Origin of the sequence: Pseudomonas sp. ACN5 (assembly GCF_002303975.1) — a bacterium.
GTDB lineage: Bacteria > Pseudomonadota > Gammaproteobacteria > Pseudomonadales > Pseudomonadaceae > Aquipseudomonas > Aquipseudomonas laurylsulfatiphila.
On record NZ_MRCP01000017.1, the window covers coordinates 20,951 to 43,215 of the forward strand.

General features: G+C 58.5%; 18 protein-coding genes and 4 tRNA genes. 8 read left to right on the forward strand and 14 right to left on the reverse strand.

What is annotated here, in order from left to right:
• The first annotated feature begins 494 nt into the window (after positions 1-494).
• The 5 genes from BSF40_RS25750 to BSF40_RS25770 all read left to right on the forward strand — a co-directional run bounded on the left by BSF40_RS25750 (position 495) and on the right by BSF40_RS25770 (position 7,316).
• Positions 495-2,231: a type I secretion system permease/ATPase gene (locus tag BSF40_RS25750; protein WP_095967378.1), complete on the forward strand. Its 1,737-nt coding sequence runs from the start codon at positions 495-497 to the stop codon at positions 2,229-2,231.
• Between the two features lie 6 nt (positions 2,232-2,237).
• On the forward strand, positions 2,238-3,578 hold the full coding sequence (locus BSF40_RS25755) for an HlyD family type I secretion periplasmic adaptor subunit (protein ID WP_095967379.1): 1,341 nt from the start codon (positions 2,238-2,240) through the stop codon (positions 3,576-3,578).
• Position 3,579: 1 nt separating this feature from the next.
• A complete protein-coding gene (locus BSF40_RS25760) occupies positions 3,580-4,908 on the forward strand; it encodes a TolC family outer membrane protein (RefSeq protein WP_095967380.1) in 1,329 nt (442 codons plus the stop codon).
• A 233-nt stretch (positions 4,909-5,141) separates the two neighbouring features.
• Positions 5,142-6,272 carry a carbon-nitrogen hydrolase family protein gene (locus BSF40_RS25765; RefSeq protein WP_095967381.1) on the forward strand — a complete coding sequence of 377 codons (1,131 nt, stop codon included), beginning with the start codon at positions 5,142-5,144 and terminating at the stop codon, positions 6,270-6,272.
• Positions 6,273-6,275: 3 nt separating this feature from the next.
• Positions 6,276-7,316, forward strand: coding sequence for an AraC family transcriptional regulator (locus BSF40_RS25770; protein WP_095967382.1), 1,041 nt, complete (start codon positions 6,276-6,278; stop codon positions 7,314-7,316).
• Positions 7,317-7,690: 374 nt separating this feature from the next.
• Here BSF40_RS25770 and BSF40_RS25775 read toward each other — a convergent pair whose 3' ends face one another.
• From BSF40_RS25775 to BSF40_RS25825, 11 genes are all read right to left on the reverse strand, one after another.
• On the reverse strand, positions 7,691-8,542 hold the full coding sequence (locus BSF40_RS25775; protein ID WP_095967383.1) for a DUF2242 domain-containing protein: 852 nt from the start codon (positions 8,540-8,542) through the stop codon (positions 7,691-7,693).
• 203 nt (positions 8,543-8,745) lie between these two features.
• A complete protein-coding gene (locus BSF40_RS25780; protein ID WP_095967384.1) occupies positions 8,746-10,617 on the reverse strand; it encodes a SurA N-terminal domain-containing protein in 1,872 nt (623 codons plus the stop codon).
• 233 nt (positions 10,618-10,850) lie between these two features.
• Positions 10,851-11,123, reverse strand: coding sequence for an HU family DNA-binding protein (locus BSF40_RS25785; protein ID WP_002552737.1), 273 nt, complete (start codon positions 11,121-11,123; stop codon positions 10,851-10,853).
• 149 nt (positions 11,124-11,272) lie between these two features.
• A complete protein-coding gene (gene lon, locus BSF40_RS25790) occupies positions 11,273-13,669 on the reverse strand; it encodes an endopeptidase La (protein ID WP_015094303.1) in 2,397 nt (798 codons plus the stop codon).
• Between the two features lie 246 nt (positions 13,670-13,915).
• Positions 13,916-15,199 (reverse strand): ATP-dependent Clp protease ATP-binding subunit ClpX, encoded by a 1,284-nt coding sequence (gene clpX, locus BSF40_RS25795; RefSeq protein WP_007982210.1) that lies wholly within the window; start codon positions 15,197-15,199, stop codon positions 13,916-13,918.
• A 111-nt stretch (positions 15,200-15,310) separates the two neighbouring features.
• Positions 15,311-15,946, reverse strand: coding sequence for an ATP-dependent Clp endopeptidase proteolytic subunit ClpP (gene clpP, locus BSF40_RS25800; RefSeq protein ID WP_015094302.1), 636 nt, complete (start codon positions 15,944-15,946; stop codon positions 15,311-15,313).
• Between the two features lie 93 nt (positions 15,947-16,039).
• Positions 16,040-17,350: a trigger factor gene (tig, locus tag BSF40_RS25805; protein WP_095967385.1), complete on the reverse strand. Its 1,311-nt coding sequence runs from the start codon at positions 17,348-17,350 to the stop codon at positions 16,040-16,042.
• Between the two features lie 385 nt (positions 17,351-17,735).
• Positions 17,736-17,811 (reverse strand) — tRNA-His (locus BSF40_RS25810).
• Positions 17,812-17,888: 77 nt separating this feature from the next.
• Positions 17,889-17,973: transfer RNA gene (locus BSF40_RS25815), tRNA-Leu, on the reverse strand.
• 56 nt (positions 17,974-18,029) lie between these two features.
• Positions 18,030-18,105: transfer RNA gene (locus BSF40_RS25820), tRNA-His, on the reverse strand.
• Positions 18,106-18,137: 32 nt separating this feature from the next.
• Positions 18,138-18,214, reverse strand: a tRNA-Arg gene (locus tag BSF40_RS25825).
• A 274-nt stretch (positions 18,215-18,488) separates the two neighbouring features.
• On the opposite strand from BSF40_RS25825, the gene folD reads away from it, so the two are divergent.
• Entirely contained in the window at positions 18,489-19,343 is an 855-nt protein-coding gene (folD, locus tag BSF40_RS25830; protein ID WP_008001570.1) for a bifunctional methylenetetrahydrofolate dehydrogenase/methenyltetrahydrofolate cyclohydrolase FolD, read from the forward strand.
• Positions 19,344-19,580: 237 nt separating this feature from the next.
• Positions 19,581-20,519: a D-alanyl-D-alanine endopeptidase gene (gene pbpG, locus BSF40_RS25835; protein WP_015094299.1), complete on the forward strand. Its 939-nt coding sequence runs from the start codon at positions 19,581-19,583 to the stop codon at positions 20,517-20,519.
• Between the two features lie 98 nt (positions 20,520-20,617).
• Here the strand turns inward: pbpG and BSF40_RS25840 are convergent, their stop codons facing one another.
• The 3 genes from BSF40_RS25840 to BSF40_RS25850 form a co-directional block, all read right to left on the reverse strand.
• On the reverse strand, positions 20,618-20,833 hold the full coding sequence (locus BSF40_RS25840) for a hypothetical protein (protein WP_007977127.1): 216 nt from the start codon (positions 20,831-20,833) through the stop codon (positions 20,618-20,620).
• A gap of 17 nt (positions 20,834-20,850) precedes the next feature.
• Complete coding sequence (locus tag BSF40_RS25845; RefSeq protein WP_015094297.1) at positions 20,851-21,057, reverse strand: DUF6021 family protein; 207 nt, start codon at positions 21,055-21,057, stop codon at positions 20,851-20,853.
• Positions 21,058-21,152: 95 nt separating this feature from the next.
• On the reverse strand, positions 21,153-21,887 hold the full coding sequence (locus BSF40_RS25850) for a peptidase C39 family protein (RefSeq protein ID WP_095967386.1): 735 nt from the start codon (positions 21,885-21,887) through the stop codon (positions 21,153-21,155).
• A gap of 137 nt (positions 21,888-22,024) precedes the next feature.
• Between BSF40_RS25850 and BSF40_RS25855 the strand changes: the two genes are divergently transcribed.
• Positions 22,025-22,234: a hypothetical protein gene (locus BSF40_RS25855; protein WP_095967387.1), complete on the forward strand. Its 210-nt coding sequence runs from the start codon at positions 22,025-22,027 to the stop codon at positions 22,232-22,234.
• The last annotated feature ends 31 nt before the right edge of the window (positions 22,235-22,265 follow it).

Here is a 22,265-nt window from a genome sequence, read left to right on the forward strand (position 1 = left end):
AGGCACAGCGAATTCGAGCCATGGGCGGGCCATGGAATCTGGAAGTGAAGGCGAACGTCCTGAACAACCCCTTCCGTCTGAAAAAGAACGAAATGATCGACATGATTCGCTTCCTCTCAGGAGATTCACCGTGCCTTGCGTTGCCAAAGTGATGGCAAGCTTCAGGCGGGCGGCCCCCCGATAACTAAGACTAAAGTTCCATAGCATATCTTTGTCAATACTCCGTCATTAAAACAGACGACCGGCTCTAGCCATCACAACTAGCTGTTTTTAAACGACATATAGAAAGTTGAGTGCAGGTATAGAGCGAAACGTTATTTCGAACTGTTTCAGCGCGACCTACGCTCCTGCATAAGGAGCAACGCAGAGATTTCGGAAGACTCGCCATTCACAGAGCGACCAGCCTGCGCGTGCATAAGTCGTTTAACGGACTACATTTACTGTTAGCTGTTGCGCCCCAAGGGCAACCGCCTTTTCGAAGTGGGAGGATCACCATGCCCAAGCAGTCGAGCATCCGTTCCGAACTGGCCGACGCGCTGTTTCGCCTGCGGCGCAGCTTTTATTCGCTGGCAGCGTTCAGCGGCGTCATAAACGTCATGATGTTGACGCCAGCTATTTATATGCTGCAGGTCTATGATCGAGCCCTGGTCAGTCGCAACGTTACGACGCTGACGATGCTGACGGTGCTGGTGGTGGGTCTTTTCCTGTTGATGTCCACGCTGGAAATGGTCCGCACCAAGGTGCTGATCCGGGTCGGCAACTGCCTCGACATGGACCTCAACCGACGCGTTTTCAACGCTGCCTTCGAACGCAACCTGAACCGCGCCGGAGGTAATCCGGCCCAGGCCCTGCAAGACCTCTCCCAGGTTCGTCAGTTCGTCACCGGCAACTCCCTGTTCGCCTTCTTCGATGCACCGTGGACGCCGATCTACCTGTTGGTCGCCTATCTGATCCACCCGATACTCGGACTGATCACGCTGATCGGTTCCCTGATTCTGATAGGCCTGGCTTATCTCACAGAAAAGTCGACGCAGAAGCCGCTGGCCGAAGCCAATCAGGCCGCCATGTCCTCAGCCCAATACGCCAACAACAACCTGCGCAATGCCGAGGTCATCGAGGCCATGGGCATGCTGCCGTCGATCAGCAAGCGCTGGTTCAATAGCCATTTGCGCATCCTGGAAATGCAGACCCTGGCCTCCGACCGCGCCGCCTTGATCAGCAGCACCGGACGCTTCGTGCGTATCACGCTGCAGTCACTGATCCTCGGTGCCGGCGCGCTGCTGGCGATCGAAGGCAAGATCACCCCGGGGATGATGATTGCCTGCTCGATCCTCACCGGCCGTGCACTGGGCCCGGTGGAACAGGTCATCGCATCGTGGAAGCAACTGCTCGGCTGCCGTTCGGCCTGGGGCCGGCTCAACGAGATGCTGCAAGACTATCCACGCCGACCACCGAGCATGTCGCTGCAGCGGCCGCAGGGCATGCTGGCAGTGGAGAATGTGTATGCCGGTGCCCCTGGTACCAACAACACGATTCTGCGCGGCGTGGGCTTCAGCCTGGTCCCCGGTGAAAGCCTTGGCATCATCGGCCCGTCCGCCTCGGGCAAATCCACCCTCGCCCGCCTGCTGGTCGGGGTCTGGCCGGCGCAGGCCGGCAAGGTGCGCCTGGACGGCGCGGACATATTCACCTGGAACAAGGGCGAACTCGGCCCCTGGCTCGGTTATCTGCCACAGGACGTGGAGCTGTTCGAGGGCAACATCGCCGACAATATTGCGCGTTTTGGCGAAGTGGACAGTGAAGCGGTCATCCGCGCCGCCAAGAGCACCGGCGTGCACGAGATGATCCTGCGTTTTCCGCAGGGTTATGACACCCGCCTGGGCACCGATGGCAGCCCGCTTTCCGGCGGCCAGAAGCAGCGCATTGCCTTGGCCCGCGCACTGTATGGCGAGCCCAATCTGATCGTGCTGGATGAGCCGAACGCCAACCTCGATGACGTCGGCGAAAAGGCCCTGGTCGATGCGCTGGCCGAACTCAAGGGCCGTGGCGCCACCGTCGTCCTGATTTCCCACCGTCCCAACGTACTCTGCGCCGTCGACAAGGTGCTGATGCTGCGTGACGGCGGCGTGCAGATGCTCGGCACGCGCGATGAAGTATTCGCAGCGCTGCGCAAGGCCAGTGTGATGCCGGCAGGCGCGTCGACCCCGCTGGCCTCCGTCAAAGCACGGGAGTGACCGATCATGCAAATGAGCCAACACACCGAGATGATTCCTGCCGATCCCCGCAGCGTGGTAGACCTGGACGTCGGCAGACCCGCGCGATGGGGCGTGTGGCTGGTGCTCGCCGGTTTCGGCGGCTTCCTCCTGTGGTCCTGGCTGGCACCACTGGATGCCGGCGTGGTCGCGACCGGCACGGTCAAAGTCACCAACAATCGCAAAGCCGTACAGCACCTCACCGGCGGTACCGTGGAGGCCATTCTCGTTCGCGAAGGCGATTTGGTGAAAAAAGGACAGGAAGTGGTCCGCCTCGACTCGTTGCGGGCCGCTGCCGAAGAGGGTGCGATCAGCGCCCAGTACATCGTCAGCAAGACCGTGGAAAACCGCCTGGAAGCGGAACGGGACGGTCGCGATGTAGTGACCTACGATCCCGAGCTGCTCAAGCGCTTCAAGGGTGACTACCGCCTGGAGGCCGCCATGGACCTGCAGCAGCGCCTGCTGGACACCCGCCGCGCGGGACTCGCTGGCGAAATCAGCATCCTGCAGGAGAACCTGGCAGCGTCGGCAGTGCAGCTCAAGGGCTTGCAGCAGGTCTACAGCGCCCGCGCCTCGCAGATCGGTTTCCTCAATCAGGAACTGCAGGGCACCCGCGTGCTGTCGGCTGAAGGCTATGTGCCGCGCAACCGCCTGCTCGAGCTGGAACGCAGCAACGCCGACCTCGCTGCCGGCCAGGCCGAGAACCTCAACAACATCGCCCGCGTGCGTAGCCAGACCACCGAAATCAAGCTGCGCATCCTCCAGCGCCAGCACGATTACCTCAAGGAAGTCGAATCGCAGTTGACTGAAACCGCCAAGGAAAACACCACCCTGGCCGACCGCTTGCGCGCACTCGACTATGAAGTGACCCACACGGTGATTCGCTCGCCAATCGATGGCATGGTCCAGGGCCTGAGCATTGCCACCGTCGGCGGGGTCATTCAGCCCGGCTTCAAGATCATGGAAATCGTTCCGCTCAACGAACCGTTGCAAGTCGACGCGATGATTCCCGTGCAAGCGATCGACAAGATGGTCCCCGACTTGCCCGTGGACATTTCCTTCCCGGCCTTCAACCATGCCCAGACGCCAAACATCCCGGGGCGCGTGCTGACCATCTCCGCCGACCGCCTGATGGACGAAGAAAGCAAACAACCCTTCTATCTGGCCCAGGTGGAAGTCACGCCCGACGGCATGAACCTGCTCGGCACCAATCACATTCGCCCCGGCATGCCCGCCACCGTCACCATCAAGACCGGCGAACGCAACATGTTGAGCTATCTTCTTAAACCAATGCTCGAACGCGTGGACAGCTCATTCAAGGAACAATGAAATGGAACGTCATTGCCTGCTCTTCTGCTTGTTGGGGTTGGCCCTGCCGGCTGACGCCATGGACCTCAAGCAAGCCTGGGATCTGTTGCAGTACCAGGGCCCTATCTACCAGGCCGCCGTGCATGAAAAACAAGCCGGCGGCGAAAACCGCGCCATCGGCAAGGCCGGCCTGCTGCCGCAGATCAACGCCTCGGCCTACAACAACAAGGTCAACGGCTCCCAAAGCCAGAGCGGCATCGAGAGGGATCTGCACTACGACTCCAAGGGCGCCAACGTGCGCCTGCGCCAGCCGTTGTTCAACAAACAGAAGATGGCTGAGTACCGCCAGGGTCAGCAGCGTGCCGACTACAGCAACGCGGTATTCGATGCCAAGAGCCAGGACGCCGCGGTGCGCCTGGCCGAAAGCTATTTCGACGTGCTCCTGGCCAGCGAAACCATCACCCTGGCCAAGTCCAAGCTGAACGCATTCGACGAGCAACTCGCCTCGGCGAAACGGCGTATGGAGTTGGGGGCCGGCACCATCACCGACATCGACGAGTCGGCCGCCCGCCGCGACCTCGCCGAAGCCGAAGTGATCGAAGCGCAGGACAATCTGGTCAACGCGCGTGCCAAGCTTGAGGAATATATCGGTGAAACGCCCGAATCGCTGACCACCTTGCGTCCGAGCTTCGACACACCGCCGCTGCTGCCGAGCAACCTGCAGGACTGGCTGGTCAAAGCCCAGACCGACAGCCCGCTGATCCATGCGCGCCGCTATAGCCGCGACCTTGCCGCAGAAGAAGTGAAGCGCGCCAGCGCCGGCCACTGGCCAACACTGGATTTCATCGCCGGCTACACCGCGGGTGAGAGCCAATCGCTCTCCGAGCTGAACCAACGCAACCACTACGGCTCGATCGGGCTGGAAGTCAATATCCCGCTGTACAGCGGTGGCGGCGTCAGCGCACTGACGCGCCAGGCCAGCGCCAATAGCGACAAGGCCCTGAATGAGCTTGATGCCGCGCGTCAGGAAGTCATCACCGGAACCACCCGTGAGTATCAAGGCATACTCAGCGGCGCCAAACGCATTCGCGCCCTGGAGAAGGCAGTAGCGTCCAACGAACGCTCACTGGCATCGACACGCAAGGGCTTCAAGGAAGGCGGCACCAGCACCAACTCGGACGTCCTCAATGCCGAAGAACTGCTCTTCGTTGCGCGTCACGACCTGTTCGATGCCAAGTTGCGCTATTTGATGTCGCGTCTGCGCCTGGCTTCTTCGGTGGGCAGCCTGGGCGACGACGATATCGACCAGATCAACGACTACCTCGGCCCGGAACTGCTGGTCACCAACTAACGTTCTCGTGCCGGCCGGTCGAGCAAAATGGTGGCTGACCGGTGCCCCCCCTCCCCCTCAATTCCCCTCGCGTTTAACCCGGTCATTCATTGCTGCATCTCGATGCAGAAAGGCCGCCGACCGCATAAAACCGTCAGCGTGAAATTTGCCCACCAAGCCCTTGATTCCCTTTATGCTTAATCCGGTTCCAAATGAAAAGCCACGCCCGGCTCCAGGCTGTAAACTGTGTCCCCATGCGCAAACTTTTGTACCTGACATTCTCCATGGCGTTGCTCGCCGCCCTCACGACCTACGCGATGTGGGCCGCGGACCGGCCGGTGGGTCACTACCTTTCGGACCTGCGGATCAACCTGGCTGTCGACCAGGGTACGCCTGCCGATCGTGGCAATCTGCTGGGTATTCAGCCCGAACTGTTTCCTACCGATTATCAAAGCCCCGAGCGTTTGCACCGCAAGCTCGCGGCCTATTTGCAAGCAGCCCGGGACCAGGGTTTGTTGAACGGCAAGACCGTCGTCGTGTTGCCGGAACACGTCGGTACCTGGCTGATGGTCAGCGGCGAAAAAGATGAGTTGTATCAGGCCAGCACCCTCAAGGAGGCCATGAACTGGCTGGCGGTGAGCAATCCCCTCAAGTTCGCCAGAGCGCTGATCAGCGCCGAGGGTGGCAACCGCCTGGACGATGCCCACCTGCGCATGAAAGCCAAGGCGATGGCCAGAGACTACCAGGCGTTGTTCGGAGGATTGGCCAGGGAATTCCACGTGACGCTGGTCGCCGGCTCCATCGTGCTGCCCGAACCGAGCATCATCGACGGCACCTTGAAAATCGGTCGCGGCGCGCTGTACAACAGCAGCGTGGTGTTCAACAACGATGGCCTGCCGATCGGCCAGCCCCAGCGCCAGATGCACCCGTTCTTCGCAGAACAGAACGGGATCAAGGCGAACGCCGACCACTCGCTCAACGTCGTTGATACCCCCGCAGGAAAGCTGGGCGTATTGATCGGCCACGACAGCTGGTACCCGGAAAACTACCTCAAGCTCAACGACCAGAGCGTACAGCTGGTTGCGGTACCGGCCTTTGTTCCCGGCCGCGGCACCTGGGAGCAGCCGTGGCGTGGCTACAGGGGGGCATCGGAGCCGGCGTCGGTCAACCTCAAGCCCGGAGAAGTCAGCGAAGGCCAGGCCTGGCAGCGTCTGACCCTCACGACCCGGGTACCGGCCAGCCAGGCTGTCGCTGGCATGAGTGTGTTCCTGCGGGGTCAGTTCTGGGATCAGGGCAGCGCCGGGCACAGTTTCCTCAGTCGCAACGGCCAGCAGTTTGCCGACGGCAACGCCCAGGGTGCGCGTTTGCTGAACCTCTGGTTGTAAGCCATGAAACCACAGCCGATGCGCCTCGGCGATCTGTCGGTGGGCTTTGTTCATAGCCTGGCCGATGCCGTGCGCAGCCATGGCGTCGATCCGCAGCCACTGCTCGATCAATACGGCCTCGATGCAGCGCGACTGAGCGAGGCCGGTGCCCGCCTGTCAATACCGCGCTACATGCGCCTGGGCCACGGCGCCATTCAACTCACCGACAACCCGGCCCTTGGCTTGCGCATGGGTCAACTCAGTCGCCTGAGCCAGATCGGCCTCGCAGGGGTCACCGCTGCCCAGGCACCCACAGTACGTGAAGCCGCACGCTGCCTGATCCGCTTCGAAGCCTTGTATGGTTCCAATTATCGCGGCCAATCAAGCTTCCACGAAGACGCCCAGGGTGCCTGGCTGCGCTTCTATTCGATCAGCCCCTACAACGCCTACAACCGCTTCGTGGTGGATTCGATCATTGCGGGCTGGTTGCAGCAATTATCCAGTGTCAGCCCCATCCCGCTGCGCGCCGAACGTATCGAGATCGAATTCGACGAACCCGGTTACCGCACGGCCTATGACGTCCTGGGTGACTGTCCGATCCAGTTTGGCAGCGAACGCAATCAACTGCGCTTGAACCTGGCAAGCCTCGCCCAGCGCAACCCCGAGCATTGCCCGAGCACCTGGCGGCATTTGCTGCAACTGTGTGAGCAGGAGCTGGAACAACTGACACGCACCCGCAGCCTGCGAGAACGCATCATCGCGCTGCTGGGCCCCTTGCTCAATGGTGGCCGGGAACCCGACCTGGAAGAAGTGGCGGCACGCCTGAAGCTGCCCACCTGGACCCTGCGCCGCAAACTTGCCGAGGAAGGCACGCAATTTCGCGCAATCCTCAATGAAACCCGTCGCGATCTGGCCATGACCTACATACGCGACACCGAACTGGCGTTCGGGGAAATCGCCTATCTGCTGGGCTTTGCCTCAGCCGAAGCGTTTCAACGCGCATTCAAACGCTGGAACGGGCAGACACCCGGCGAGTTTCGCCGCAGTCATAGAAAAACAGCCTGAAGCCTTTAGCTGCAAGCGACAAGTTGGGACCTTAAAGCTCGGTGGCGTCTTCTGCGGGCTCCAGCGGGTCCAGTTCGAAAGCCTGGTACTCGAGCAGTTCTTCTTGATAATCGTCCATCTTTGAATCCCCCCAACCCGTATTGAAAAACGTCAGAACAAATGACCAATGCCTTGAGCATAAGGTGTCCGCATGAAAGAAAAATGACGCGGACACGACACTCCGTCGCTACTGAATAAAACGTAGCAGCTGGTCAGGAATTTATCATTGGTTTTTTTCGCGGGAGGCCGCAGGACAGCGGCCTTGCTTGACGCGGATCAATCCATGCGCTCGCTACGGGATCGTGACTCGTTGGCCGATCCCGTAACGCGAACAATCACTGGCCGGTGACAGGCATCGCCGGAATTGCCTCGCTCGGCGGCGGCATGTCTGTCGGATTTGTCGGTGGCGTGATGGTTTCTACCGACGGTGCCGGATCCATGCTCTGCACCGGGGTAATCGGTGTCGCTTCAGGCGGCGGCATGACCGGCTCAGAGGCCGCTGGAGCGGGTTCCACTGGAGCCGGCGCCGAGATCACCGGGGTTGGCTCTGCGGTCGGTGCAGTGGTCGCTGCAGGCGCCAGGGGAGCCGGTACTGCCTTGGCTTCAGGCATCCCCAGATCTGTTTTCGGTTTTTCGGGGATGTGTGCAGCCTTTTTCGCTTCTGGCGGCAGGAACAGTTCGACCAGTGCAAAGAAACGCTCGTAGAACTTGGCAGACGAGACGGTTTCGCTGGCGACCTTGACCATCGAGTCGTCAGAAGAACCGATCGGCATCGACACCGAGCCCAGCACTCCCACACCAAGACTGGCGGAGTTGTTGGTTTTCTTCAGCGCATAACGATCCTGCAGGGCATTGGCGAACACGGTCGCGTGGTGCCCTTCACTACCGTCATCGGCACACACCACATTGAAGCTGATCTCCATGTGGTTCTCGCCGGTCTGCTGGAAGCTCTTGTGTCCGCTGACCAGCTTCGGATCGTTGCTGGTGATGATGTAACCCTGGCTGAGCAAGGCGCGGCGGGCGGCTTCACAGGTCTGGATATCGGTGACCGGATAGTTTCGGGAAAAGGTGCCGGAATCGTCGAAGTTCTCATGCTCGTAGATGGCAGCCTTGTTCGATGAACAACCGGCTGCAACGGCCAGCACGGCAACCACGCCGACAATCCGCATGGGAAATGATTTAAACATTGAACATCCTGAGGAAAACGGTTCGGGGCATATTGTGCAACAGATCGATGCTTAGCGGAGTATCGATTGTGTCTTAAAACGGTTACAGGCTGATTGACCCCGGTTTTGCACAAAAGTCACCGCGGCAAATGACGTACGGCACAACAAAAAGACCCCGGCGTTTCGGCCGGGGTCTTCTGTGTAGCGCTAAACCTGCAAAGGCATCAGTATTTCTTGATGTCTGCCTGGCTTTCCAGCTGCTTGCGATACGCCGCAAAGTCTTGCTGGCCGATGCGCGAAGCGAGGTAGCGACGATACTGCGCTTTCTCTTCTTCGGTCGGTGCCGCTGCTTCGTTCACGCCATTGAGGCGCACGATCATCAGGCTACCATCCGCCAGCGTCACGCTCGTGAAGGTCGGCTTGTCCTTGGCCACAGGCTTCGCCATGCGGAACAGCGCTTGCAGCACAGCAGGGTCGACCCCTTCCTGAGCGCGAGTCGCCGCTTCGGTGACTTTCCAGGCCTGGCCGTCGACTGCCTGATCCAGCGGGGTCTTGCCATCGCGCAGGCTGGCAATCAAGGCTTCAGCCTTGGTCTTGGCATCGGCGCTGGCGTGCTCCTTGGCCAACTGTACCCGGATCGCAGCAGAAACACTTTCCAGCGGCAGCTGCGAAGGCTTCAGGTGCTCCTTGGCACGCAACACGATCACGGTTTCCGGATCGAGCTCGATGGCGGTGCTGTTTGCACCCTCATCCAGGACTTCCGGGCTGAACGCGGCAGTGATCACGGCGCGGTTGGCTGCAACACCCTCTCCGCCTTCGCGGCCGAACGGCTTGGTCGTCTGCACGGTCAGTTTCAGGTCCTGCGCCGGCTGAGCCAGATCGGACGCTTCGAACGAGGCGTCTTCCAGCTGCTTGCTCGCCTCAACGAAACGCTGCTCGACCTGCTGGGTTTTCAGCGCGCGGGTCAGCTTGTCTTTCAGGCTGGCGAAAGTTGGCACTTCAGGCGCTTCCACACCCAACAGCTTGATCAGGTGGAAACCGAAGTCGGTGCGAACCGGCGTCGAAACCTGGTCCTTGGCCAACGAATACAAGGCTTTTTCGAACGCCGGGTCGTAGACGCCAGGACCGGCATAACCCAGGTCACCGCCGTTGTTCGCCGAACCCGGATCCTGGGAGAACTCCTTGGCCAGCACCTCGAACTGCTCACCCTTGGCCAGACGGGCCTGGATCTCTTCGATCTTCGCCTTGGCTTGCGCCTCGGTGGTCTTGTCGTTCACTTCAATCAGAATGTGCGCAGCCCGGCGTTGCTCGGACAGGTTCGCGATTTCTTTCTGATAGGCCGCTTGCAGGTCTTCGTCGCTGACGCTGACCTGGTCGAAGAAGGAAGCCTTCTTCAACTCGAGGTAATCGATGACCACCTGATCCGGCGTCATGAATTCCTTGGCGTGCTCGTCGTAATAGGCCTTGACCTCTTCGTCGGTCAGCTTCACAGCCGACGGGTCAGCCTTGATGTTCAGCGAAGCGAAATCGCGGGTCTGTTTTTCCAGACGGGCAAATGCCAGCACCTGCGCATCGGTCACGAAGCCGCTACCGGCCAGACCGGCACGCAGCTGGCCAATCAGCATTTCCTGAGCCAGCATCTGGCGGAATTGCATGCGGCTATAGCCGAGCTGGCGAATCACCTGGTCGAAACGCTCGGAGCTGAACTTGCCATCAACCTGAAATTCCGGTGTTTGCAGGATGACCTGATCAAGTGCCGCTTCGGAAAAGGCAAACTTCGATTGTTCTGCGCCTTGCAACAGCAGCTTGCGATCGATCAGGCCCTTGAGAGCCGATTCGCGCAACATTTTTTCATCCAGCAAGGAAGCATCGAAATCCTTGCCCAGCTGTTGCATGAGCTGGCGGCGTTGCATATCGACCGCCTGGCTCAGCTCGTTCTGGCTGATTTCTTCACCATTGACCTTCGCCGCTTCATTCTTGCTCGTCGTGGCCTGAAAAATGGCGTCGAAACCGGTCAAGGCCATCAGTGCAACGATGACCCCGATAATAGTCTTGGCAATCCAGCCTTGTGAATTGTCCCTGATATTCTGCAGCATGCGTCCCCCAGAAACGGTTGAACTTCAAAATTAGGCAACCGTGGAGCGTGGGTAGAATCCGGATAGAAGAAAGGCGCATCCGAGGATGCGCCTTCTCGTAACTGGCGGAGCGGATCAAAGGCTCGAACTGGCGACCCTTGGTGTCTTGAACCGGCGACCTGCAGTCAGGACTGCCGCTCCGCTGCCAAGTCAGGCATGACCCCGACCCGGATGGGTAAAAACCTGAAGCGAACTTAGTTGACAGCTTCTTTCAGTGCTTTACCGGCTTTGAAACCTGGTTTTTTGGCTGCTGCGATTTCCAGCGTCTTACCGGTCTGTGGGTTACGACCAATGCGAGCTGGACGATCGGTTACGGAGAAAGTACCGAAACCTACCAGAACAACAGAGTCGCCAGCCTTGAGAGCGCCAGTGACGGATTCGATTACAGCGTCCAGCGCACGGCCAGCAGCAGCTTTCGGGATATCAGCGGATGCAGCGATAGCATCAATCAGTTCCGACTTGTTCACTCTAAGTCCCCTTATATCTATTTGAGTATGATTCTAAGTTTTTTTGGTGAAAGCAAAAACGAGTGCTGAATGGCCTACAGACACTTAAGAGCCGCTTTATAACAAGGGCTCTAAAAAACTGTCAAGGAAGCCCCCCAGGCAAATACGTACTAATGCGTGCTAATTCTTTCCTTAGAATCCGCGTCGCGTTTCTCATCCTTCGCGACTATCTCCGGAGCCACGTCCGGCAAGGGCTCCGGCGCGTATTGCAACGCAATTTGCAGGACCTCGTCAATCCATTTAACCGGTTTAATCTGTAGATCCTGCTTGATATTGTCCGGAATCTCTTTGAGATCGCGCACATTCTCTTCAGGAATGATCACGGTCTTGATCCCGCCACGATGGGCAGCCAGCAGTTTTTCTTTCAAGCCGCCAATGGCCAGCACCTGGCCACGCAAAGTGATTTCGCCGGTCATGGCGACATCCGCGCGTACCGGAATGCCGGTCAATGCCGAAACCAGGGCCGTACACATGCCCACGCCAGCGCTAGGACCGTCTTTCGGGGTTGCCCCTTCAGGCATATGGATATGCGTGTCGCGCTTCTCATGGAAGTCCAGGGGAATGCCCAGGCTCTTCGCCCGACTGCGAACAACGGTCAACGCGGCCGTGATCGACTCGACCATCACATCACCCAGGGAACCGGTCTTGATCAACTGGCCCTTGCCCGGTACCACAGCGGCTTCGATGGTCAGCAGTTCGCCACCCACCTGAGTCCACGCCAGCCCGGTCACCTGGCCGATCTGATCCTGCTGCTCGGCCAGGCCATAACGGAATTTACGCACGCCCAGGAAGTGCTCCAGCATGTCTGCGGTGACCTTCACCGAGAAGCGTTTTTCCAGCGCATGCTCCTTGACGGCCTTGCGGCAAACCTTGGCAATCTGCCGCTCAAGGCCACGCACACCGGCTTCACGGGTGTAGTAGCGGATGATGTCGCGAATCGCTTCGGCGTCGAATTCCAGCTCGCCTTTTTTCAATCCGTTGGCAGTGATCTGCTTCGGCGAAAGGTACTTCACGGCGATGTTGATCTTCTCGTCTTCGGTGTAGCCCGGCAGACGGATCACTTCCATCCGGTCCAGCAGCGCCGGCGGAATGTTCATCGAGTTGGAGGTGCACAGGAACATCACATCGGACAGGTCGTAATCGACTTCCAGATAGTGATCATTGAAGTTGTGGTTCTGCTCGGGATCGAGCACTTCCAGCAACGCCGATGCCGGATCGCCGCGCATGTCGCTGCCCATTTTGTCGATTTCATCGAGCAGGAACAGCGGGTTGCGCACGCCCACTTTTGTCATCTTTTGAATCAATCTTCCTGGCATCGAACCGATGTAAGTACGGCGATGCCCACGAATTTCCGCCTCGTCACGCACGCCACCGAGGGCCATGCGCACGAACTTGCGGTTGGTGGCATGAGCAATCGACTCCGCCAGGGACGTTTTACCCACCCCGGGAGGACCGACCAGGCACAGCACCGGACCACGAATCTTCTTCACGCGTTTTTGCACGGCGAGGTATTCGAGGATGCGCTCCTTGACTTCTTCGAGGCCATAGTGGTCGGCATCCAGAATGTCTTCGGCACGCGCCAGATCCAGGCGCACCTTGCTCTGGGCCTTCCACGGCACCTGAACCAGCCAGTCGATGTACGAACGCACCACGGTTGCTTCCGCGGACATCGGTGACATCTGCTTGAGCTTGTTCAGTTCGGCCGTCGCCTTGGCCAGCGCGTCTTTCGGCAGGCCGGCGGCGTCGATACGCTTTTTCAGCTCTTCGACTTCGTTATGACCTTCGTCGCTGTCACCGAGCTCTTTCTGAATGGCCTTCATCTGCTCGTTCAGGTAGTACTCGCGCTGACTGCGCTCCATTTGCTTCTTGACGCGGCCGCGAATGCGTTTTTCGACTTGCAGCAGATCGATCTCGGCATCGAGCAACGCCAGAACGTGCTCGACCCGGGCCGACAGATCGATGATTTCGAGGATTTCCTGCTTCTGCTCGATCTTCAGGGCCATGTGCGCAGCCATGGTGTCCACCAGGCGGCCTGGCTCATCGATGCTGTTGAGCGACGAGAGGACTTCAGCCGGGACTTTCTTGCCCAACTGCACGTATTGCTCGAACTGGGACAGCAGGCTGCGAACGAACACTTCCGACTCGCGCTCTGGTGCATCAACTTCGTCGATCAGGGAGACTTCAGCACGGCAGTGGCCGTCCACTTCGCTGAAGCGCTCAACGGCGCCCCGCTGCTCACCTTCGACCAGGACCTTGACCGTGCCGTCAGGCAGCTTCAGCAGCTGCAGAACGGTGGCAATCGTACCAACGCGGTACAGAGCCTCTTCACCGGGATCGTCGTCAGCCGGGTTTCTCTGGGCCAGCAGAAGAATCTGCTTGTCACCCGTCATCGCAGCCTCGAGGGCTTCGATGGATTTCTCGCGCCCCACGAACAGCGGGATAACCATGTGCGGATAAACCACGACATCACGCAATGGCAGGAGAGGCAATTCGATGGTGGTCTTCATGATTTCGCCTCTACGGCGGCCGTAAGGCCGTAAACAGATGGAAGTAAGCTTGAAACCAAGATGGGGGCTAGTTTGGAAAAAAACAAGCGGATAAAAAGTACCACTTAAAAGATTGTCCGATTGCGGCCCGCAATCTGTGGCAGCTTCAGAAAATAGTCGATTGCAAGGCCGTCTTCGCGGGCAAGCCACGCTCCCACAAAAGAAAAGGGGCCCGAAGGCCCCTTCTTTGTTCAAGCTGCGTGACGCTTAAGCGTCTGGCGCGGCCTTGGCGGTCGGCTCACTGTTTTCATAGATATACAGTGGCTTGGACTTGCCTTCTATCACGCTTTCATCGATCACTACCTTGCTCACCTCGGATTGCGAGGGGATTTCATACATAGTGTCGAGCAATACACCTTCGAGAATCGAACGCAGGCCACGGGCACCGGTTTTACGCTCCAGGGCACGTTTGGCGACCGATTTCAGAGCGTCGGAACGGAATTCCAGATCAACGCCTTCCATCTCGAACAACTTGGCATACTGCTTGGTCAGAGCATTTTTCGGCTCGGTGAGGATCTGCATCAACGCAGCCTCGTCCAGCTCGTCCAGCGTCGCGAGTACCGGCAGACGACCGACGAATTCCGGGATCAGACCGAACTTGACCAGATCGTCAGGCTCGACTTCACGCAGGGACTCACCGACTTTCTTGCCTTCTTCCTTGCTGCGCACTTCCGCGTTGAAACCGATACCGCCCTTGGTGGAACGGTTTTGAATAACCTTTTCCAGACCGGAGAACGCACCGCCGCAGATGAACAGGATGTTACGGGTGTCGACCTGAAGGAATTCCTGCTGTGGATGCTTGCGACCACCTTGAGGCGGAACGGAAGCGACCGTGCCTTCGATCAACTTGAGCAGGGCCTGCTGCACGCCTTCACCGGAAACGTCCCGGGTGATCGACGGGTTGTCGGATTTGCGCGAAATCTTGTCGATTTCATCGATGTAGACAATACCCATCTGGGCTTTTTCCACGTCGTAATCACATTTCTGCAGCAGCTTCTGAATGATGTTCTCGACATCTTCACCCACGTAACCCGCCTCGGTGAGGGTGGTTGCGTCGGCGATGGTGAACGGAACGTTCAGCAAGCGGGCCAGGGTTTCGGCAAGCAGGGTCTTACCCGAGCCTGTCGGGCCGATCAGCAGGATGTTGCTCTTGCCGAGTTCGACGTCGTCATTCTTTTTGTCACGCTGATTCAGGCGCTTGTAGTGGTTGTACACCGCTACGGCCAGAACCTTTTTCGCACGCTCCTGACCAATCACATACTGATCAAGGATGCCGCTGATTTCTTTAGGCGAAGGCAATTTATGCGCGCTGCTTTCGGCCTGTGCTTCCTGCACCTCCTCGCGGATGATGTCATTGCACAGGTCGACGCACTCGTCGCAGATAAAGACCGAGGGGCCGGCAATCAATTTGCGTACTTCATGCTGGCTTTTGCCACAGAAGGAGCAATAGAGCAGCTTGCCGTTGTCCTCGCCGTTGCGGGTGTCAGTCATTCGTTCGATCCAAATCCGATAGGCTTGCAACACAAGATGAAGGCTATTGCGGGCTTTTTCAAGCCCGCAGGTGTCGGACCCGCCGACCAACCTTATTTTGAGCTGCTTATTTTAAGCAGGGCGCTGACTGATCACTTCGTCGATCAACCCGTACTCACGCGCAGCGTCCGCACTCATGAAATTATCGCGGTTGGTATCACGCTCGATTTCTTCAAGCGTGCGCCCGCTGTGCTTGGCCATCAGCGTGTTGAGACGCTCACGAATGAAGAGGATTTCCTTGGCGTGGATTTCGATATCCGACGCCTGGCCCTGGAAACCGCCCAGTGGCTGGTGAATCATCACACGCGAGTTGGGCAGGCAGTAACGCTTGCCCTGGGCACCGGCCGTCAGCAGGAATGCGCCCATGCTGCACGCCTGACCGATACAGGTGGTCGACACATTGGGCTTGATGAACTGCATGGTGTCGTAGATCGACATGCCCGCCGTCACCGAACCGCCCGGGGAGTTGATATAGAGATGGATGTCCTTGTCCGGGTTTTCCGCTTCAAGGAACAGCAATTGCGCACAGATCAGGTTGGCCATGTAGTCCTCTACCGGGCCAACCAGAAAGATCACTCGCTCCTTGAGCAGGCGCGAGTAGATGTCGTAGGCGCGCTCGCCACGAGCGGACTGCTCGACAACCATCGGGACCAGGCCGCCTGCGGCCTGGATATCAGAGTTCTGCTGAATATACGAATTACGGAACATGCTCTGCAGTCACTCCCAAATAGTTATGTCTTGAATACGCATAAGCCAGCACGAAGGCTGGCTTATGGTGTTTGCTTCTTACCGCAAAAGTGATCAGTCGGCTTGTGGTGCTTCTACCGGCTTGACCGCTTCTTCGTAAGAGACCGATTTGTCGGTCACGCTAGCTTTCTGCAGAACAGTATCCACAACTTGCTCTTCCAGCACAACCGAACGAACTTCGTTCAGTTGCTGGTCGTTTTTGTAGTACCAGGACACAACTTGCTCAGGCTCCTGATAGGCCGAAGCCATTTCCTGAATCATCTCGCGAACGCGGGTTTCGTCTGGCTTGAGGTCGAACTGCTTGACCACTTCAGCCACGATCAGGCCCAGCACTACGCGGCGCTTGGCTTGCTCTTCGAACAGCTCGGCCGGCAGCTGGTCAGGCTTGATGTTGCCGCCGAACTGCTGGACAGCCTGCACGCGCAGACGGTCAACTTCGTTGGACAGCAGAGCCTTTGGCACTTCGATCGGGTTGGTGGCCAGCAGACCGTCCATTACCTGATTCTTGACCTTGGATTTGATCGCCTGACGCAGCTCGCGCTCCATGTTCTTGCGAACTTCGGCACGGAAGCCTTCCAGACCGGTTTCCTTGATGCCGAACTGAGCGAAGAACTCTTCAGTCAGTTCTGGCAGCTTTGGCTCGGAAACGGTGTTGACAGTCACGGTGAACTCGGCGGTTTTGCCAGCCAGGTCCAGGTTCTGATAGTCCTCTGGGAAAGTCAGGTTCAGAACGCGCTCTTCACCGGCCTTGGCGCCAACCAGGCCATCTTCGAAACCAGGGATCATGCGGCCGGAACCCAGGACCAGCTGGGTACCCTTGGCGGAACCGCCGGCGAACACTTCACCGTCGACCTTGCCGACGAAATCGATGTTCAGCTGGTCTTCGTTCTGGGCAGCGCGATCGGCCACTTCGAAACGGGTGTTCTGCTTGCGCAGGATTTCCAGCATCTTGTCCAGATCGGCGTCAGTCACATCAGCGCTCAGACGCTCGACGGTGATGCCGTCAAAACCGGCAACAGTGAACTCAGGGAACACTTCGAAAACAGCGACGTATTCCAGGTCCTTGCCAGCTTCCAGGGACTTTGGCTCGATCGATGGCGAACCAGCCGGGTTCAGCTTCTGCTCAACCACAGCTTCGTAGAAGGAGGACTGGATCACGTCGCCTACAGCTTCCTGGCGAGCATCGGCACCGAAACGGCGCTTGATTTCGCTCATTGGCACTTTGCCTGGACGGAAGCCAGCAATCTTGGCCTTTTGGGCGGTCTGCTGCAGACGCTTGTTGACCTGGCTCTCGATGCGCTCAGCCGGCACGGTGACGCTCATGCGGCGCTCAAGAGCAGTAGTATTTTCAACAGAAACTTGCATGGATATTCCTCGTTGCACAGACGTTAGCCGGCCGTTTCCGACCCCAGAATCAAGGGCATGCATTCTAGTGGGTCAAACTCAAGAAGTCACCCTACTGAAAACGGGTAAAAAAGCAGCAGGCAATTTATAGGGGCGAATGCACGAGTGCACCTCGCCCCGATGGCAAATACAACCAATCACGCCAGGGCTCTGCGCCGACCCTTCCTATATAGAAGAGGTCGCCAATCATCTCCCTGACAGCCAGCCCCGCACACAGGACCGGCGGACAGGACGGCATCATCGAGAAACATAAATACGACGAAACGCCCCGCCCCTGCGACCCGGAACTTGCGGCCGCCGAAACAAAAAAGGCGCCAGACTTTTCAATCTGGCGCCTTTCGAAATATGGGGTGGACGATGGGGATCGAACCCACGACAACGGGAGTCACAATCCCGTGCTCTACCAACTGAGCTACGCCCACCATATTACCTGTTAAAGAAGCCAAACAACTTCTTTATCAAGCTCCAGCCAGGCCAACAGCCTGATCGAAGCTTTATTTGGTGCGGATGAAGAGACTCGAACTCTTACGCCTCGCGGCGCTGGAACCTAAATCCAGTGTGTCTACCAATTCCACCACATCCGCGGATGAAGCCGTTAAAGCAAAGGCGCCAGACTGTTAATCTGGCGCCTTTCGAAATATGGGGTGGACGATGGGGATCGAACCCACGACAACGGGAGTCACAATCCCGTGCTCTACCAACTGAGCTACGCCCACCATATCGCGTTACTTGTGCCAAAGCTGCCTAATGGCGCACCCGGCAGGACTCGAACCTGCGACCATCCGCTTAGAAGGCGGATGCTCTATCCAGCTGAGCTACGGGCGCCTTGTTAGCTGTACCCTTGGAGGACTACAAACTAAGTGCTTTCCAGTCTCGCAGAACCGTAATCCCGCTCAACCTTCTTAACCAGTGCTAGGCTGTGCCCGACAAGTGCGACGAATAGTATAGAGCCACCCGAAGGTCGTCAATTCCTTTTTAAAAAAAATTCATTTAATTAAAGGAGTTAGGGGAATTTGCAGACCAAGCGCCTTTGCCCTCACCGCATGACATGCGAGAATGCGTTCTCTTTTTTTCCCCTCTCGATGGTTAATCACGCGCAATGACTGCACAACTAATCGACGGCAAATCGATCGCCGCCAGCCTGCGCCAGCAGATCGCCCAACGTGTCACCGAGCGTCGCCAGCAAGGCCTGCGCACGCCCGGCCTTGCGGTGATCCTGGTCGGTAGCGATCCTGCCTCTCAGGTTTATGTCTCGCACAAGCGTAAAGACTGTGAAGAGGTCGGCTTTCTGTCCCAAGCTTATGACCTGCCTTCCGAAACCACTCAAGAAGCGCTGACCGAGCTGATCGATCGCCTGAACGACGATCCTGCGATCGACGGCGTCCTGCTTCAGCTTCCGCTTCCCGAACACCTGGACGCCTCCAGACTGCTGGAGCGCATTCGTCCGGACAAAGACGTCGACGGTTTCCATCCTTATAACGTCGGTCGCCTGGCCCAGCGTATCCCGCTGCTGCGCCCATGCACCCCCAAAGGCATCATGACCCTGCTGGAAAGCACCGGGGTCGATCTTTACGGGATGAATGCCGTGGTCGTCGGTGCGTCCAATATCGTTGGCCGCCCGATGGCGATGGAGTTGCTGCTGGCCGGTTGCACCGTGACGGTCACCCACCGCTTTACCAAAGACCTGGCCGGTCATGTCGGCCGTGCGGACCTGGTCGTCGTCGCCGCCGGCAAGCCAGGGCTGGTCAAGGGCGAATGGATCAAGGAAGGCGCGATCGTGATCGATGTCGGCATCAACCGTCAGGACGATGGCAAGCTGGTCGGTGACGTGATCTACGAAACCGCCCTGCCCCGCGCTGGCTGGATCACTCCGGTGCCGGGCGGCGTTGGCCCGATGACCCGTGCCTGCCTGCTGGAAAACACCCTGTACGCCGCTGAAACCCTGCACAGCTGAGTTTCACCGCAGACGCTGACAGCGAATCGAAGAACCCCGCCCTTGGCGGGGTTCTTTTTGCCTGCGAAACACGCTCGACCACCCGACGGAAAATGACATTTTTTTCATGTTTCTCAGGACTTTCGCCTGTTGTTTGAACAACCATCGACAGTTATTCAGCCATACTCCAGAATGTCGCGCTTTTTACGAAATAGCCCGTTACAGAACGGCCTATCAACACTTTGTGAGTCTGCCAGCGTGAAAATCCGTCTTTCCATCCTGAGCCTATTTTTTGCAGTTACAGGGACTTTCCTCACGCCCATCGCCAGTGCTGACGAGACCACCGCAGCGCCGCGAGATACGAAGACACTCAAGCTCGCTTCCGGCAGTTCCCTGCTGCTGGACATGCAGACCAACAAAGTCATCTATGCCAGCAATCCTGACGTCGTCGTCCCCATCGCGTCCGTCAGCAAACTGATGACCGGCCTGGTCGTGGTCGAAGCCCGCCAGAACATGGATGAATACATCAACATCAACATCAGCGACACACCGGAAATGAAAGGCGTGTACTCCCGGGTCAAGCTCAAGAGCGAACTGCCGCGCCGGGAAATGCTGCTGATTGCCCTGATGTCATCCGAAAACCGCGCCGCTGCAAGCCTGGCCCACCACTATCCGGGAGGCTATGCCGCGTTCATTGCTGCCATGAACGCCAAGGCCCGGGCCTTGGGCATGACCAACACGCATTTCGTCGAGCCGACCGGTCTCTCCCCGCGCAACGTGTCGACCGCTCGCGATTTGAGCAAACTGTTGATCGCCGCGCACAAGTACCCGCTGCTGACCGAGCTGAGTACGACCAAGGAAAAAACCGTCTCGTTCCGTAAACCCAACTACAGCCTGGGTTTCCGCAACACCGACCATTTGGTCCGCAAGCCGGACTGGGACATCCAGCTGACAAAAACCGGTTTCACCAACGAAGCAGGCCACTGCCTGGTGCTGGTGACCCGAATGAGTAATCGCCCGGTGGCCCTGGTGATCCTTGACGCCTATGGCAAGTACACCCATTTTGCCGATGCCACGCGCATGCGTAATTGGGTAGAGAGCGGAAAGAGCGCAGACGTGCCTTCCGTAGCCTTGCAGTACAAGGCAGACAAGAACCTCAAGCAGCGGCAGAGCGGCGTGGTTGAAGCGTCGCAGTAACCTTGCTGCAGACACATGAAAAAGCCCCGATCACTCGGGGCTTTTTTTTGGTTCTTCACGGAACACAGATTACGAAACATCCTACAGGTGGCGGCTATTCAGTCGTTGGGCAGCGGCATCTGGTCGTCGTCCGGGATGCCGTCGCCGGTACTTGGATCTCTCCACCCCTTCGGTTTTTCAGTGGGCACCACCGTTGGCCGCGCCAGGGGATCCCTCAACGGGCTGTCCGGATCCATCACCGGATCGGTGCTTTGCTCGGGGGTCGTGGGGACGGTTTCCGGACGCTTGTCGTCAAAACTGGAATCGGTAGACATACACACCTCCATTGAACCTAAGGTTTCAGATCACCCAGTGGATCGTAGGGCTTGGCCGGAGCCTTGGGGTTGTCACCCGGCTTCACGTCCCTCGGTGCCTTGGCAGGCCCGATCGGGTCGACCTGAGGATCGGCAAGGTCCGGAGAATCGGGATCGAAACCCAGCTCATCGCCAGAGGAATGTTCAGACGAGTGCGGACCGACGGGCGTTGTGGAGTGAGCCATGGGTGCCTCCTGATCTCGGCCCGGAACAATGATCCGGGCCTTTGAAGATCAGAGGCCGGCGGCGAACGATGGTGCCCGTCGGGTGACCAACGGACTTAGTGTGCGGCCAGGGCTTTTTTCGCCTTGGCGGCGGCCTGCTCCTGACCGGCTTGAGCCAGCTCGTTGGCGGCATTGAGCCATCGCTGCTGATCGACCTGCGACGGGATCTGCGTCGGATTCTGGATCAGCACGGCCCAGCCACCGGCGTCCTTGAATGCCGACTCGAAGGCGCTGAAGCTCATCAGTTCGCGGCGATCCATCCCCGCGCGCAACAGGACCGTCTGCTTCTGGCGGTTGTAGCCGGCTAAAATGGCGTAACGCGGTTCGGCCCACATGGCCGAGCCCTCGGTGAAGCGCACCATCACCGGATAACCGGCGGCGACCTGCGTCAACAAGGCTGCAAGGTTGCTGTCGAGGGGATAAACCACCATCCCGTACTCGCGGGCCAGGTTCTGCATGTTCTGTTGCAACTGCGCTTCGCCCCCCGGCAAATGCAGGGGCTTTTCGAGCAAGCCTGGGGTGATCACGATACCCTGCTGGGACAACATACTGGCCAGCACCTGCGGTCCGCTTTGATACGCATCGCCCCTGTAGAATCGGCCGCTGAGTTCGACTCGCTCCGGCAAACGCTTGATCTCGGGTGTAACGCTCCCGGCGCAGCCCGCCAGACTTGCCACGCAACCGGCCATCAGCATGGCCGACAAAATTCGAGAAAATACCCGCACCATCAGCTCTCTCTTGTTCAGGTTCAGACGCCAGGCAATCCCATTTCTGGCTCGGTCGTCGATCATAGGTCGCCGCGCTGCCCGGGTATAGCTTTAAACGGCAGACGAGTGCATCCGATAGAGCGAACTGGTTGGTGACTGCCGACTTTCGGTCAATAGTCTGAAATGCAGTAACGGCTAGACTGTGTTCTAAAGAGACGGCAGTGAAGCGTGTGTGCCCGCAGCAGGGCAAAGAGGAGGCGCAGATGAGCCTGACCATGATCATTGCGATGTTGATTGGCAGCTGGCTGGCGGTAGCCGCTGCCATGCTGTGGGGCGTGCTGCGCATCACTCGCCGCCACCATCACCCTGCCCCACCCGCAACGGCGCCAGAAGCGGACGAGACGCGCAGCCAACACGCCAACGCTCACTGACCGATATTTTCTTCGAACAAACAAAAACGGC